Origin of the sequence: Streptomyces monomycini (assembly GCF_022271435.1) — a bacterium.
GTDB classification, from domain to species: domain Bacteria; phylum Actinomycetota; class Actinomycetes; order Streptomycetales; family Streptomycetaceae; genus Streptomyces; species Streptomyces monomycini.
The window spans coordinates 85,446-101,739 of record NZ_JAFIQY010000008.1 but is presented as its reverse complement, the minus strand read 5'-3'; the positions used below and the strand labels follow the sequence as shown (position 1 = coordinate 101,739).

2 protein-coding genes are annotated in these 16,294 nt (G+C 75.9%); both read left to right on the top strand.

The genetic code is table 11. The features are described from left to right. Nucleotides 1-183 precede the first annotated feature (183 nt). Nucleotides 184-6,534, top strand: a complete 6,351-nt coding sequence (locus JXZ78_RS12795; protein WP_308281016.1) for a type I polyketide synthase — start codon at nucleotides 184-186, stop codon at nucleotides 6,532-6,534. Nucleotides 6,535-6,619: 85 nt separating this feature from the next. Then, a complete protein-coding gene (locus tag JXZ78_RS12790; protein WP_238783071.1) occupies nucleotides 6,620-16,285 on the top strand; it encodes a type I polyketide synthase in 9,666 nt (3,221 codons plus the stop codon). Nucleotides 16,286-16,294: the final 9 nt, after the last annotated feature.

The following is a 16,294-nucleotide window of genomic DNA, read 5'->3' as shown; positions in this document are numbered from 1 at the left end:
TGTCGGGTGGTCGAGGTCGCCTAGGTTTCCGACGGTGCGGCAGGAAGTTCCGGACTTCAGGAAGTGACTCGGACCATGACTGCGAACATCTCTCGGAATCCCTCCGGCTCCCGGGATTTCTCCGGCTCCCGAAATCCCTCCGGCTCCCGGAACCCTTCCGACTCCCGGGACCCCTCCGACCTCATCGCCGTCGTCGGAATGGCAGGGCGCTTCCCCGGCGCCGCCGACACGGCGGGTCTGTGGCGGCTGCTCCGGTCCGGCGGCCAGGCGATCGGCCCCGTCCCGGCGGACCGCTGGGACGCCGGCGAGCAGCTCGACCCGGAGCGGCGGATCCAGGGGGTCGGCGGGTTCCTGGACGGGGTGGACCGGTTCGACGCCGCCTTCTTCGGCATCTCGCCGCGCGAGGCGGCCGCCATCGACCCGCAGCAGCGCCTGCTGCTGGAGGTCGGTTGGCGGGCCCTGGAGGACGCGGGGCAGCGCGCCTCGCTCCTGGTCGGCTCCCGTACGGGCGTGTACGTCGGGGCTTCCTGGCACGACTACGAGCTGCTGCGCGCGGACCGGGGTGCCCGCCCCACCCCGCACAGCCTGGTGGGCAACGCCCTCGACGTCATCGCCGCCCGCTTCTCCTACGTCTTCGGCCTGCGCGGGCCCAGCATGGCGGTGGAGACCGGCTGCTCGTCCTCGCTCGTCGCGCTGCACCTGGCCGCGCAGGCCCTGCGGCAGGGCGAGATCGACGCCGCCGTGGTCGGGGCGGCCAACCTGATGCTGGACCCGCACGTGACGGTGGGGCTGACCCACTTCGGGGCCCTGTCCCCGGACGGCCGCTGCAAGGCCTTCTCCGCTTCGGCCGACGGCTTCGTACGCGGGGAGACGGTCGCCGCGCTGTACGTGAAGACGCTGCGGCGGGCGCTGGCCGACGGCGACCGCGTGCACGGCGTCGTGCTCCGTACGGTCGTCAACAACGACGGGGGCGGCGACAGCCTGGTGACGCCGAGCCCCGAGGGGCAGGAGGACCTGCTGCGCCAGGCGTACGGCGACGGACTGCTCCCGCCGGGGGCGCCGACGTACGTCGAGGCGCACGGGACCGGCACCGGCCGCGGCGACCCCGTCGAGGTGGGCGCGCTCGGCCGGGTCCTGGGCCGCGACCGGGGCGACCGGCCGCTGCTGGTGGGGTCCGTCAAGACCAACATCGGTCACCTGGAGGCGGGGGCCGGCATGGCCGGGCTGGTGAAGCTGCTGCTGGCCATGCGCCACCGCACTCTGCCGCCGAGCCTGCACGCCGAGCAGCTCAATCCGGAGATCCCCTTCGAGGAGCTGGGGGTGCGGGTGGTGCGTGAGCCGGTCGCGCTCCCGGCCTCGGGACCGCTCTACATGGGCGTCAACTCCTTCGGCTGGGGCGGCACCAACGCCCACGTCGTGGTGGCGAGCCCGCCCGAGGAGCGGCCCGCCGGCGCGGTGGCCGTGCCCCGGGGGCGCCCTGCCTCGCGAGACGAACCTGCCGCAATCGACACGCAGTTGGTGGGCGCGGCGTCGGAGAGCGCGGAACTCCCGGTGTTCGTCCCGCTGTCGGCCAAGGACCGCACGGCACTGGCCGAGCGGTCCCGGCAGCTGACCGACTGCGTCCCGGAGACCTCCGGCGACGTCGGTGACCTGGCCGGGACGCTCGCCTGGCGCCGCGACCACTTCCCGCTGCGTGCCGCGCTGACGGCCACCGAGCCGGAGCGGCTGCGCACCGCCCTGGACGCCGTCGCCGCGGCGGCCGACGGCGGCGACCTCACCGACAAGCCTGCCGGGATACCGGACGCCGTCCTGGGGCGGGCCCGCCCGCACGGCCGTACCGCCTTCGTCTTCCCCGGGCAGGGCTCGCAGTGGAAAGGCATGGGCCGCGAACTCTTCCTGGACGTCCCGCTGTTCGCCGACGTGATCCGGCGCTGCGGCAAGGCCCTGGCACCGCACGTCGACTGGGACCTCACCGCCGTCTTCGAGGACGGCACCGACGACACCTGGACCACCCGCATCGACATGCTCCAGCCCACGCTGTGGGCGATGTCCCTGGGGCTGGCCGAGCTGTGGCGGGCCGCCGGCGTCGAGCCCGACGTCGTCCTCGGCCACAGCCAGGGCGAGATCACCGCCGCCACGCTGGCCGGAATCCTGTCGTACGAGGACGCCGCGCTCGTGATGGCCCGCCGCAGCGCGATCGCGCGGCGCACCTCCGGCCGGGGCCGGATGCTCGCGGTCGACCTGGACCGGGAGGCCGCGCTGGCGGCGCTGGAGGGCTTCGAGGACAGTGTGGCCCTCGCCGTGCACAACGGTCCCCGGGCCTGTGTGCTCTCCGGGGACGAGGACTCGGTGCTCATGCTCAAGGAGCTGCTGGAGGCCGAGGACACGTACTGCCGCCTCGTCAACGTCGACTACGCCTCGCACAGTCCGCAGATGGACGAGCTGCGCGCCGACCTGCTGGCGGCCCTCGAACCCGCCCGGCCGCGCACCGGCACCGTCGCCCTGATGTCGACGGTGCGCGGCCGTCTGCTGGACGGTCCTGAGCTGGACGCCGCCTACTGGGTGGAGAACCTGCGCCGTCCGGTCCTGTTCGCCGACGCCATGGGTGCCCTGCTCGACGACGGCGTCACCCACGTCGTGGAGATCAGCCCGCACCCGGTGCTGGCCCCGGCCGTCGAACAGCTCGCCGCCCTGCGCCCCGAGCCCGCGGCGGTGCTGACCACGATCCGCCGCCACCAGGGCGACCGGGCGGCCGTCGCGTCGGCCCTCGCCCACGGTTACGTCGCCGGACTGGAGCCGTTCGGCGCGCTGCCCCGGCACGCGGACGTGCCCGTACCGGGCTACCCGCTGCGGCCGGAGAGCCACTGGGTGCCGCGCCGCCCCCGCGGATCCGGCGCCACCCGCGGCTTCGCCGCGCGTCTGTCCCCGGCGCCGGGCGCGGCGGGCACCTGGCACGGTCCGCTGGAGCTGTCGGTGACGGACCAGGCCTGGCTGGGCGACCACCGGGTGTACGGCACGGCGGTGCTGCCGGGCACGGCGATGCTGGCCATCGCCGTCAACACGGCGCGCGCCCGCTGCGGTACGGGACCGCTGCGGCTGACGGACGTCGCCTTCGTGAAGGAGGTCGCGCTGTCCGAGCAGCCCGCCCGGCTCACCGCCGAGTGGCACGCGGACCTCGCCGACGGCGGACGCTTCCGGCTGCTGGCGCTGCCCGAGGGCGGCGGCCCGTGGCAGGTCACCGCCGAGGCACGGGCGTACGGGTGGGACGACGAGGCCGGTGCGCCCCTGTTCCCCGAGTGGGGGCCGGAGACGGCGGAAGGGCCGGAGGGCGGATTCCCGGAGGCCGAGGAGTTCTACCGCCGGTGGAGCGCCCGCGGCCTCGATTACGGCCCCGCCTTCCAGGGCGTACGACAGCTGTTGCCCGGCCCCGAGGGGCAGGTTCTGGGCGAGGTCGTGCTGGCCGACGCGCTGCGGGAGACCAGCCGGCCGGGCGAACTGCACCCGGCCCTGTGGGACGGCGCGCTCCAGGTGGCCCTCACCCTGTGCGAGGGCATCGGCGGGAAGGGCGCGCTGGTGCCCACGGCGGTGCGTCGCGTGCGCCTGCTACGGGAGCCGGACGCGCCGGTGGCGGCGCTGTGGTCGCACGCGGTGCGCCGCGCGGACGGCAGGGTGGACGTGCGTCTCTTCGACGCCGCCCGGGTGCCCCTGATGGTGCTCGACGGACTGCGTCTCGAACCGCTGCCGGGCGCCGACGACACGGACGATGCCGCCGGCCGGCTGCACCACCTCGCGTGGCTGGAACTGGCCGGTGCCACCGAAGGCTCGGCCGACTCCGGAGAGCCCGGCGACCGTGGACCGGTGGCGGCACGGTGGCTGGTGTGCGGTGCCGTCGCGGAGGCGCGGGAACTGGCCGGCGCGCTCTCGGCGGCGGGGACCGAGGCCACCGTCGGCGACGGTGCCGGGGCGCTCGACGGGGCGCAGGCTCCCGGCGGGGTCGTCTTCCTGGCCCCGCGCGCCACGGCCGGACCGCAGGAGCAGGAGCGCGCGCTGCACCGGCTCGCCGCCCTCGTGCGGGCCTGCGCCGAGCTGGGCGTACCGCCCCGGCTGGCCGTCGTGACCGCGGGCGCCCAGGCGGTGTCCGACGGCGACCTGCCCGACCCCGGCGCCGCCCTGTTCTGGGGCTGGTCCCGGGTCCTGCGGCGCGAACACGGCGAACTGACGCCCCGGGTGATCGACATCGCCGCCGACGACACCGGCTGGGCGAAGCAGTGCGCCGAGGAGCTGCTCACCGACGACGGCGAGGACCAGGTGGCCCTGCGCCACGGGCAGCGCTTCGGCGCGCGGCTGGCGCGCGGTGCCGCGCCGGAGGAACACCTCGCCGCCCTGCCCGCGCAGCGCACCGGGAAGCAGCCGTTCCGCCTCGGCGGCACCGGGGCGGACGGATTCGCCCGGTACGTGCCGTTGACGAGGCGCGCCCCGGGAACCGGCGAGGTGGAGATCGAGGTGACCGCCGCCGCGGTGGAACCCGGTGAGGCCGCGGCCGTCGCCCTGGGGCGCGCCACCGGCGTCCCTCTGCTCGGCCACGCGTGCGCGGGCCGGGTCGTGGCCGTCGGCCCGGACGTCGCGCGTCCCGTGCCGGGGGACCGCGTGGCCGCCGTGGGGGCCGGGACGGCGGCGACCCACGTCACCGTACGGGCCGACCTCACCCGGCCGGTACCGGCCGGGTGGGCGGACGCGGACGCCGCGGCCCTGCCGATGGCCCTGGTCACCGCCTGGTACGGGCTGTCCCACGTGGCTCGCCTCGACGCCGCGGAGACGGTGCTGATCCGGGGCGCGGGCGGAACGTTCGGATCGGTCGCCGCGCAGGTGGCCCGTGCACTGGGTGCGCGGGTGCTGGCCACCGTACGGGACGCGGACGAGCGGGCGGCCCTGCGCGAACTGGGTGTGGACGAGGTGTACGACGCGCGGGACCTGTCGTGGATCGACGCCGTGCGGGCGGCCACCGGAGGCCGGGGCGTGGACGTCGTCCTGAGTCCGGCGGACGGGCCCGGTCTGGGACACGGGCTCGCGGCGCTGGCCGAGGACGGACGGCTGATCGCGGCGGGAACACCGGCGGCCGGGGGTCACGGTGCGGCCGCCGACGGCCGGTTCGACGCGGATGCTCTCGCCCGTGGCGTCACCGTCGCCGGGGTGGATGTGGCCGGATTGCTCGGCCGCGCGCCCGACCGCGTGGCCCGGGCGCTGCGCTCGGCCTGGTGCCTGCTGGACACCGGCCTGGACACCGGCGGACTGCGGCCCGTCCCGACCCGTACGGCCGATTTCGCCGGAGCCGGGGAGGCGCTGCGGGAAGCGGCCGCGGGCCGCAACGCATCGACCTGCGTCCTGACCGGTCCGGAGAGCGTCGAGCGGGTGGAGCCGCTGGTACTGCCGGACGGCGCCCTGCGCGGTGACGGCACCTACCTGGTCAGCGGCGGTCTGGGCGCGCTCGGGCTGTCGTTGGCGGAGTTCCTCGCCGCGCACGGAGCCGGCGCGCTGATCCTGCTGGGCCGCTCGGCACCGGGCCCCGAGGCCGCGGACCGGCTGGCGGCACTGCGCGCCGCGGGCACCGTCGTGGAGACCGCGCGCTGCGACGTGGCCGACCTGACCGCACTGCGCGCCGCCCTGGACACGCTCCCCTCCGGCCTGCCTCCGGTCCGCGGCGTCTTCCACGCGGCCGGTGTACTTGACGACGCCACGATCCGCACCGTGACACCCGAACAGATCGCGGCCGTCGTACGGCCCAAGGCGGCCGGTGCCCGCAACCTGGAGGCCGTCACGGCGGACGCACCGCTGGACTGCTTCGTCCTGTTCTCCTCGGCCGCTGCCCTGTTCGGCAACGCCGGGCAGGCGGCGTACGCGGCGGCCAACGCGGGCCTCGACGCCTTCGCCGAGTCCCGGCGGCTGCGCGGACTGCCCGCCCTGAGCGTCCAGTGGGGGCCGTTCACCGACACCGGTCTCGCCGCCCAGGACGCCCGGCGCGGCGCGCGCCTGGCGGAGCGCGGCATGGGCGGCTTCACCACCGCGGAGGCCTGGCCCGCGCTGTTGCGGATGCTCCAGCGGGGCGACGTGGTGACCGGGTACGTACCGCTCGATCTCCGGCAGTGGTTCGACGCGTATCCCGAGACGGCGGCGTGCGGCAGCTGGCAGTGGTTGCGGGAGGCGGCTCAGCAGGGCGACGGGGCGGGCGCGCACGCCGCGGAGTTCCGTGACCTGCTGGCGCGCGTGCCCGCGGCGGAACGGCCCCGGCTCGTCGAGAACCGTGTCCGCGAACTGGCGGGCCGGGTGCTGCGCCTGGAGCCGGACGCCATCGGCCACGAGACACCGTTCAAGACCCTCGGACTCGACTCCCTGATGAGCCTCGAACTGCGCAACCGCCTGGAGGGGGTCTTCGGCCTCCGGCTCTCCCCCACCCTGCTGTGGGCCTACGGCACCCCCAAGGCGCTGGCCGCGGCCCTGACCGAGCACCTGTCCACGACCGCCGGGGAGGCGGCCTGAGCCGGACCGGCCGGCCCTCGACCCCACTCCAGCCGCCCAGCCCCTGACCCCACTCCATCGGATCCGACCGCAAGGAAACCGGTTCATGGCCCAGAACACCAGCACCAGCGCCTCCGGCGAGCCGGCCGAGCCCGGCAGCGGACAGCAGACGCCCCTCACCCGCGCCCTGGGCACCATCAGGACGCTGCGCAGGCGGCTCGCGGAGCAGGAGGGCCGCCAGCCGGTCGCCGTGGTCGGCGTCGGGCTGCGCCTCCCGGGCGGCATCGACACCCTCGACGGCTACTGGGAGGCGCTGGCGGCCGGCCGCGACCTCGTCGGCCCGCTGCCCGAGGACCGCAAGGGCCCGTTCGCCGACGCCTGGAAAGGCCTGCCGCAGCGCGGCGGCTTCCTCGACGGCGACGTACTCGGCTTCGACGCCGGGTTCTTCGGCATCAGTCCGCGCGAAGCCCGCCATCTCGACCCCCAGCAGCGGCTGTTGCTGGAGGTGACCTGGGAGGCCATCGAGAACGCGGGGATCCCCGCGACCGCGCTCGGCGGCACCTCGGCCGGGGTGTACCTCGGCATCATGTGGCAGGACTACCGGGAGTGGCTGGAGGCGGCACCCGACGCGTACGCCACCACCGGCAACGGCCACAACTTCGCGGCCGGCCGGATCGCCTACGCCCTCGGCCTCCAGGGCCCCGCCGTCGCGGTGGACACGGCCTGCTCCTCCTCGCTGGTCGCGGTGCACCTCGCGGCGCAGGCGCTGCGCCGCGGCGAGTGCGAGATCGCCTTCGCCGCGGGCGCCAACCTCATCATGTCCGCGCGGTCGATGCGCCTGGTGCACGAGACCCGTTCGCTCTCCCCCGACGGGCTGTGCCGGACCTTCGACGCCCGCGCCAACGGGTTCGTCCGGGGCGAGGGGTGCGGCACCCTCGTCCTCAAACGTCTGGACCACGCCCTGCGGGACGGCGACCGGGTGCATGCCGTCCTGCACGGCACCGCCGTCAACCAGGACGGCCGCTCCGGCGGGTTCACCGCCCCCAACGTGCTGTCGCAGGTCTCGCTGATCGACACCGCGCTCGAACGGTCGGGGCTGGAGCCGCGGGACATCGGCTACGTGGAGGCGCACGGCACCGGCACCTCGCTGGGCGACCCGATCGAGATGGAGGCGCTGGCCACCGCGCTGGGCCGCCGGAACGGCGGCGCTCCGCTGCCCGTCGGCGCGGTCAAGACCAACTTCGGGCACCTGGAGAGCGCCGCCGGGGTGGCGGGCCTGGTGAAGGCCGTACTGTGCCTGCGCCACCGGCAGGTGCCGCCGCTGGTCCACTTCCGTACCCTCAATCCGCGGATCGACCTGTCGGGGACCGGGATCACGCTGCCCGCGCGGCTGCTGGACTGGCCGGAGCGGGCCGGCCGGTATGCGGCCGTCAGCTCGTTCGGGATGAGCGGCACCAACGCCCAGGTGGTGCTGGGCCCGGCGCCGGAGCCGGAAGCGGCCGCGAACACCCCGGTCACCGGCTTCGACGTCTCGGCCCGGAACACCGCCGCGCTGCGCGAGCTGGCCGCCCGGTACGCCGGCCACCTCGCGTCCGACGGCCGGTCCACCGGACCGGACTCGTACGCGGCGTTCGCCCGCACGGCCACGTACGGGCGGGCCCGACTCCCCGTGCAGGCCCGGATCACGGCGGCGGACGCGGACGCCGCGCAGGGCGCCTTGCGGGCCCTTGCTGCCGGGGAGCCGCATCCGGGTGTGGAGCTCGGCGAAGCCGGTGCGCAGGCCATGGAGGCGGAGGGCGGTGCGCAGCCCGTGGAGGCGGAGGGCGGTGCGCCGGACGCCGCCGATGCGGCGGTCGCCGCGCCCTCCCGCCAGGTGGTGGACCTGCCGACGTACCCCTGGCAGCGCGAGCGGTACGCACCGGAACAGGTGGCCCTGGTGGCTGACGCCCCGGCCGCCGACGGCCAGGCGGAATCCGGGCTGCCCGTGACGCACGAGGTCGTGTGGGAGACGGCCGGGCCGGTGGATCCGGCGGATGCGCACCACGGGGCCGGGATCGTGGTGGCGGGCGACGACGAAGAGCTGCGGAGCCTGCTGGTGGCGGAGGCCGCCGTACGCGGGATGCGGGGCACGGTCCTGGCACCGGCGCCGGTGGCCGTACCGGAGGGCTGGACCTCCGCACTGCTGCCCGAGGATGCCGAGGGGTGGGCCAAGTTCTGGACGACGACGGCGGCGGGCCCGGCGCCCGTCTTCCTGCTCCTGGTCCCGGCCGCCCCCGCCGTACCGAGGACCCTTGCCGAGGCCATCGACGCGCCCGACCCCGTCGCCGCGGCGGCGCGGCTGTGCGCCTGGGTGACCGGTGCGGTCGGCGCGCTCGCGAGGGCCGCCGGGGCGCACCGCGCCTACGCCCTGACCCGAGGGGTGCTGCGCGTCGAGGAGACGGACCGAACGGCGCTGACCGGTCACGGTCCGCTGCACGGCCTCGCGCCGGTCCTCGGCCTGGAACTGGGCGCCGCCTGGGGTGGCGTTGTCGACCTCCCGGCCGGTCCCGCTCCGCAGGACGCACGGGCGCTGCTGGACTTCGCCACGGCACAGGCCCGTTCGGCGGCGCTCGGCGGCGCGGTCGTCGAGGACACGGCGGCGGTGCGCGCGGGTACGGTACGCGTGGCACGGCTGCGCACCGTACCCGACCGCCGCGCACAGCTGCCGGTCCGCGGCGACGCCACCTACCTCGTCACCGGCGGACTCGGCGCGGTGGGAAGGGAGTTGACCGCCGAACTGGCCGACCGCGGCGCACGTCACCTGCTGCTCGTCGGCAGACGGGCGGAGGCCGAACTCCCGGCGGAGGCGTCTTCGCTGCTGGCCGCGTTGCGCGGTGGCGGTGTCGAGGTCGTCTACCGGGGCGGTGGCTGCGACACGCCCGAGGCGGTGGCAGCGATCGACGCGGCCCTCACCGCGCTGCCGCCGGTGGCGGGCGTCGTGCACACCGCCGGCACCCTGCGCAAGAGTCCGGCCGCCGAAACGACGGCCGAGGACTTCACCGCCGCGTTGAGCGCGAAGGCCGGAGCCGCCTGGTGGCTGCACCACGCCTTCGCGGGCCGCCCGTTGGACTTCTTCGTCCTGGTCTCGTCGGTGTCGGCGCTGTGGGGTACCGAGAACTGCGCGGCCTACTCCGCGGCCAACGGGGCCCTCGACGCGCTCGCGGCCCACCGCGCCGGGCTCGGTCTGCCCGCGGTGAGCCTGGCGTACGGCCCCTGGGCGCTGACCGGGACGGGGATGGCCGACACCGCCTCGCTGGAACGTTTCGCCCGGATGGGCGTCGGAGCGCTCACGCCCACGGCCGGCCGGACCGCACTGACCGGGACGGCGACGGGCTCGCCCGCCGGGCACGTCGTGGCGTGCCCGCTCGACCTGCCCCGGCTGGCCGGGGTGCTGTCGGGGCTGCGGCGTCGGGGACTGTTCACCGGGGCGCGGGCGACAGGCGACACGGCGCGGGGGCCCGGGAGCGGCGCGATCCAGGAGGCCGGGAGCGGCCCGGCACGGGAGGCCGCACCCGAGAGCGAGCTGTCCGTCGCGGCCGAGCTGGCGGCGCTGCCGCCCAAGGCCCTGCCGGACGCCGTGCGCTCCCACGTACTGCGGCTGCTCGCCGACCAGTTGGGCCACGCCGACCCCGGCGCGCTCCGCACCGACGTCGGCTTCCTGGATCTCGGGCTGGACTCGATCATGGCTGTGGACCTGGCCGTCCGGCTCTCCGCCGCCTTCGGCACCCAGGTGCTGGCGGCGGACGTCTTCGACCACCCGACGGTGGCCGAACTGTCCGGGCTCCTTCTGGAGCACTGCCTGCGGGAACGTTCTGCCGGTCCGGGGACAGCGTCTCCCGTACCTTCCGCCGGACCGGGGACCGCGCATCCTGCGCCTGACGACACCGCGCCGCGATCGACCGCCCTCGCCCCGGTCTCCGCCACCCCGGTCCCGGCCCCGCCCCTCATCACCACACCCCCGGCCGCCACCCCCCAGCCCATCGCCATCGTCGGCATGGCGGGCCGCTTCCCGCAGGCCGACTCGGTGGAGGAACTGTGGGACCTGCTGAGCGAGGGCCGCGACGGCGTCGGTACGGTCCCCGAGGGCCGCTGGGACCGCGCGGTCTTCCCTACGGGGAACGCGATCGACGCAGCCGACGCGACCGGCGACCCGGCGGCGGGCAGCGCGCGGATCACCACGGACCAGGGCGGTTTCCTGCGGGACGTCGACCGGTTCGACGCCTCGTTCTTCGACATCCCGGCCCGCGAGGCGGAGCACCTCGATCCCCAGCAACGGCTGCTGCTGGAAGCGGCCTGGCACGCGCTGGAGGACGCCCGGATCGACCCCCGGGGCCTCAAGGGCTCCCGCACCGGTGTCTTCGTCGGCATCAGTTACGCCGACTACGCCCGCCTGCTGGCGCGCGGCGGGCCCGAACGGATCGACGCGTACTACAGCACGGGGACCGCGCTCAACGCGGCCGCCGGACGCATCGCGTTCACGCTGGGGCTGCGCGGCCCGGCGATGGCGGTGGACACCGCCTGCTCCTCCTCCCTGGTGGCGCTGCACCTGGCGGTCCGCTCGCTGCGCGCGGGCGAGTCCGACGCCGTACTCGCCGGAGGGGTCAACCTCCTGCTCGACCCGGTCTCGTCGGTGGCGGTCAGCCGCGCCCACATGCTCTCGCCGGACGGCCGCTGCCGTACCTTCGCCGCGGGCGCGAACGGATTCGTCCGCTCGGAGGCCTGCGGGATGCTGGTGCTGAAGCGGCTGGACGACGCCCGCCGCGACGGGGACCGCGTCCTGGCGCTGATCCGGGGCACCGCCGTCAACCAGGACGGCATGTCCTCAGGGCTGACCGCGCCCAACGGCCGCGCCCAGGAGGACATGCTCGCTGCCGCCCTGGCCGACGCGGGGGTCGCCGGGGCGCGCGTGTCCTACCTGGAGGCGCACGGCACCGGCACGGCATTGGGCGACCCCATCGAACTGCGCGCCGCCTGGCGGGTTCTGGGGCCTGGGCGCCGCCCCGGGGAGCCGTTGCACGTGGGGTCGGTCAAGTCCAACGTCGGCCACTGCGAGTCGGCGGCGGGCGTCGTCGGTGTCGTCAAGACGGTGCAGGCGCTGCGGCACGGCGTCCTGCCGGCCAACCTGCACTTCGACGCGCCGAACCCGCAGGTGCCCTGGGCCGACATGAACGTACGGGTGGTGGACGCGCCTCTGGCCTGGCGGGCCGGCGACGGGCCCCGGATCGCCGGTGTCTCCGGCTTCGGCTTCACCGGGACCAACGCCCACATCGTCCTCTCCGAGGCGCCCGCGGACGACCGGCCGGTCCCGGCCGCGCCCTCGGACGGCCGTCCCGAGCCGCTGCTGATACCGCTGTCCGCACCGGACGCGGCGGGGCTGGAACGCCTCGCCGCCTCCTGGGAACGGTGGCTCACCCAGGCGCCACCGGACACCCCGGCCCCGGCTCCGGCCCCGGCCCCGGCCCCGGCCCCCGACACGCAAGCCCCGATCCCCGACATGGCCGCCACCGCGGCCACCGCCGGTACCGGCCGCGCCCACTTCCCGTACCGGCGCGTCCTGTTCGGACGCGACCGCGAGCAGCTGCTGACCGCGCTGCGCGGCGAACAGCCCCCGGCGCGGGCGGTGCGCGCGCCCCGGATCGCCTTCCTCTTCTCCGGCCAGGGCAGCCAGTACTACGGCATGGGCCGTGAGCTGTACGAGACCGAGCCGGTCTTCCGGGACGTCTTCGACGCCTGCGACCGGGACCTGGCCCCGGCGCTCGGCGCCTCGCTGACGGATTTGACGCTGTACGGCGGGGACCGTGCGGCGATCGGCGAGACCCGGGTGACCCAGCCCGCCCTGGTGACCCTCGGGCTCGCGCTCACCGCCCTGTGGGAGTCCTGGGGCGTGACACCGGCGGTGGTCATGGGCCACAGCGTCGGCGAGATCACCGCCGCCGTGTGCGCCGGGGTGATGGACCGGGCGACCGGGCTGCGCCTGATCGCCCACCGCGCCGGTCTGATGCAGGACACCGAGCGTGGCGCCATGCTCGCCGTGGCCGCGCCCGAGGGGCGGGTACGGGAGTGGACCGAGGGCCGGGACCTGGATATCGCCGCGGTCAACGGCCCGGAGGCGACCGTGGTGTCGGGCCCGCCCGAGCCGGTCTCGGCGCTCGCCGCCGCGCTGAAGGCGCAGGGTGTGCGGGTGCGCGCGCTGGCGGTGTCCCACGCGTTCCACTCCCGGCTGCTGGACCCGGTGCTCCCCGTGCTCGAAGAGCGGGTGCATGCCCTGCGGTTCGGCCCGCCGCAGCTGCCGATCGTGTCCAACGTGACGGGCCGGCTCGCCGACGTGGACACGTACGGCGCCGAGTACTGGTCCCGGCACGCCCGCGACGCGGTGCGTTTCCACGACGGCGTACGGGAGATGGCCGGGCTCGGCGTGGACCTCTGCCTGGAGATCGGGCCGGACCGCACCCTGGTCAATCTCGTCCGGGCGGGCGGCCTGCTGCCGGACGACCGGCTCACGTCCTCGCTGCGGCGCGGCGCGGCCGACCGCGCGTCCCTCCTGACCGCCGCCAAGGCCTTGTACGAGCACGGCCAGGACCTGGCCTGGGAGCGGGTGTACCCGCGCGCCACCCGGCCGCGCGGTGACGCGCCGCGCTACCCCTTCGCCCGGACCCGTCACTGGACACCGCTTGCGGCGGCCCCGGAGGGGCCCGTGCAGGCGTCCACGGCCGTACCGGCGCCCAGGGGCCCCGCCTGGGGCACCGAGCTGCGCTCCCCCGCCCTGCGGGGCCGCGTGTTCAGCACCGAACGCAGCACGGTGTACCCGCCGCACCTGACCGACCACCGGCTCTTCGGTACGGTCTCGGTGCCCGGCGCTTCCCAGACCGCCACCGTCCTGTCCGCGCTGGGCGCCGGAGGTGTTCCGGTCGCGCTGGAGGATCTGCACTTCCCGCGCGCGCTGGTGCTGCACGACGGTGAGCGTTACGAACTCCAGATCATCGAGGCCCAGGAGCCGCACGGACCCCGCACGGTGACCGTCCAGAGCCTGGTCGACCTCGAACACGGGCACTGGCAGGAGCACTTGGCGGCCCGGGTCGTACCTGGTGTTCAGGGCGGGCGACGGCCGGCACCCGACCGCGACGCGTTCACCACGTCCGCCGAACGGCGGCTGACCGGCACCGGGTTCTACGCTCATCTGCGAGCCCTCGGCTACCACCTGGGCCCGTCCTTCCGCTGGATCGCGGAGGCCTGGATCCAAGGCGACGAGGCCCTGGTCCGCTTCGCCGAACCGGCGGAGATGAACGAGGACCCCGCCGGTTACGAGATCCACCCCGGGCTGCTGGACTCCTGTCTGCAGAGCACGGTGGTCTTCGCCGTCGGCGGGGACGCGGCGGAGGCCGGGCAGCTGTCCATCCCGTTCGCCGCCGCGCGGCTGGACTTCCCCGGGCGGCCCGGGAGGGCCGGGCAGTTGTGGGGGCACGTGCGCGCGGTACGGCGGCGGCGTACCGGTGACTTCCAGCAGGTGGAGTCCGCTGACCTGCACCTGTTCGACGCGGCCGGTACGACCGTGCTGGCCGTGGACGGATTCCGCTTCCGCTCCGCGCCTCGCACCCTGCTGGAGCGCTCCCTGCGCCAGGGGGTCCGGCACGCCTACGAACTCACCTGGGCGGCGGAGGAGGCCGCTCCGGAGGAGGCCGCAGCACGGCTCACGGTGGGCGTGCTCGGCGCCGAGTCAGGCGTCGGAGGCGCGCTGTGCGCTGCGCTCTCCGAACTGGGGCACCACGTGGTGGCGGTGACCGGCCAGGAACCCGCCACGCCGGGCACCGGCCTCCTGGTCGACGCCCGCTTCTGCGCCCCGCCGGACGCGGCCGACAGCTCCGTGGCGCTCGCCGAGACCGCCCTGGCGGCGTCCTGGCGGCTGGCCGCCTCGCTGCGGTCCGCGCCCGCCGATGTCCCGTACGCGGTGCTCGGCACGGAGACCCGGGAGACCACCGAGCCCTCGGAGGGCACCGTCAGTTCCGGGACGGGCGCTCCGGACGCGGACGGCGCTCCCGTCCGAGACGCACTGTTCGGGCTGGTCGCCTCGCTCGCGGCCGAGCAGCCCGGCCGCCCGCTGCTGCGGATCACCCTCGCCGACGGCTGGACCGCCCCGGAACTGGCCCGCGCCCTCACCCGCGCGACGGCCTCCGGGACGTCCGGCGCCGTACTGCGCGTCGGCGCCGGCACCGTGCACCTCGCCCGGCTCGTGCCCTGCCGGGCCGACGACGGTACCGCCGGGCCCGACGGCGCGGCGGACGGGCAGGCAGACGGCCGGGCGGGCGACGCGGCGGACGGCGCGGCGCTGATCACCGGTGGGCTCGGCGCGCTCGGCCTGAGCTGCGCCGTCTTCCTGGCCCGTCGCGGCGTACGGGTGATCACGCTCCTGGGCCGGTCGGCGCCCGACGCCGCAGCGCAGGCCGTCATCGACGAGCTGACCTCGGGCGGCACCCTCGTCGAGGTGGTCAGCGGCGACGTCACCGACCCCGGCGCCTGCCGGGCGGCGGTGGCGGCCGCGTCCCGGCACCTCCCCCTGCGTACCGTGCTGCATCTCGCGGGAACCAACGACGACCACGCTTTCGAACGGCAGACCCCCGCGTCCTTCGAGGCGGTGTTCGCGGCGAAGGCGCGGGGCGCGACGGCGCTGTACCGGGCGCTGCGCGATCACCGGCTGGACGCCTTCCTGCTCGGCTCGTCGGCGTCGGCCGTGCTGGGCTCGGCGGGTCAGGCCAACTACGCGGCGGCCAACGGCTTCCTCGCCGGGCTGGCCGAGTGGCTGCGCGCCCGCGGGGTGCCCGCGACCAGCGTCGACTGGGGCCCGTGGGCACCACGCGCGAAGGGCGGTCTCGCCGCCACCGAAGCGACCGCGCGGGCCATCGACCGGCTGGGCATCCGCCCGCTGTCCGAAGCGGAGGCCGAGGAGTTGCTCGGCCTGGCCCTGAGCGGGCGGCGCTCGCGGCTCGTCGCGGTCGCGGTCGCCCCGGACGCCGGTGCCGCCGCGCCTGCGGGCCACCCCATGGCGGCGCTGCTCGCCGCACCGGCCCGGCAGCGGACAGCGACGGCGGAGGAGGAGAAGGGCTCCCGGCGGCGGGGGTGGCTGCGGGAAGCGCTCGACGCCCTCGCAGCCGGGGACCGGGAGACGCATCTCCTGCGCACGCTGCGGTCGATGACCGGCGAAGTGCTCGGCGACGCCACCCAGGTGGACGACGACTCGGGCTTCGGCGACATGGGCGTCGACTCGATCATGGCCATCGACCTCAGAGGGCGGCTGGCGGCGGCCCTGGACCACGAGCTGCCCGCCACGGTCGCCTTCGACCACCCCAGCATCACCCGGCTCGCCGCCCACGTCCTGGGCCTGCTCCATCCGGAACCCGCGAACGCCCCGGAACCGGAAACGGAACCGGAACCGGAACCTGGCCAGGGCCCGGAACCTGGCCAGGGCCCGGAACCTGGCCAGGGCCCGGAACCTGGCCAGGGCCCGGAACCTGGCCAGGGCCCGGGCTCTGGCCCTGCCCCCGCCCCGAACCCGGCTGCGGAATCGGCCCCGGCCCCACAGCCGCACCCGAGGCCCGCTGTCCCCGAGCCCGACGACGCACGGGAAGAGCTGTCGTTCGACGAGCTCCTGGCCGCGGTCCAGGCGGACGTCGCGTCCGTGGACCAGGACATCACCGGCGTCCGGACGGACCTGCCGGCAGACGCAGCAGCAGAGAAATGAGGCCGGACC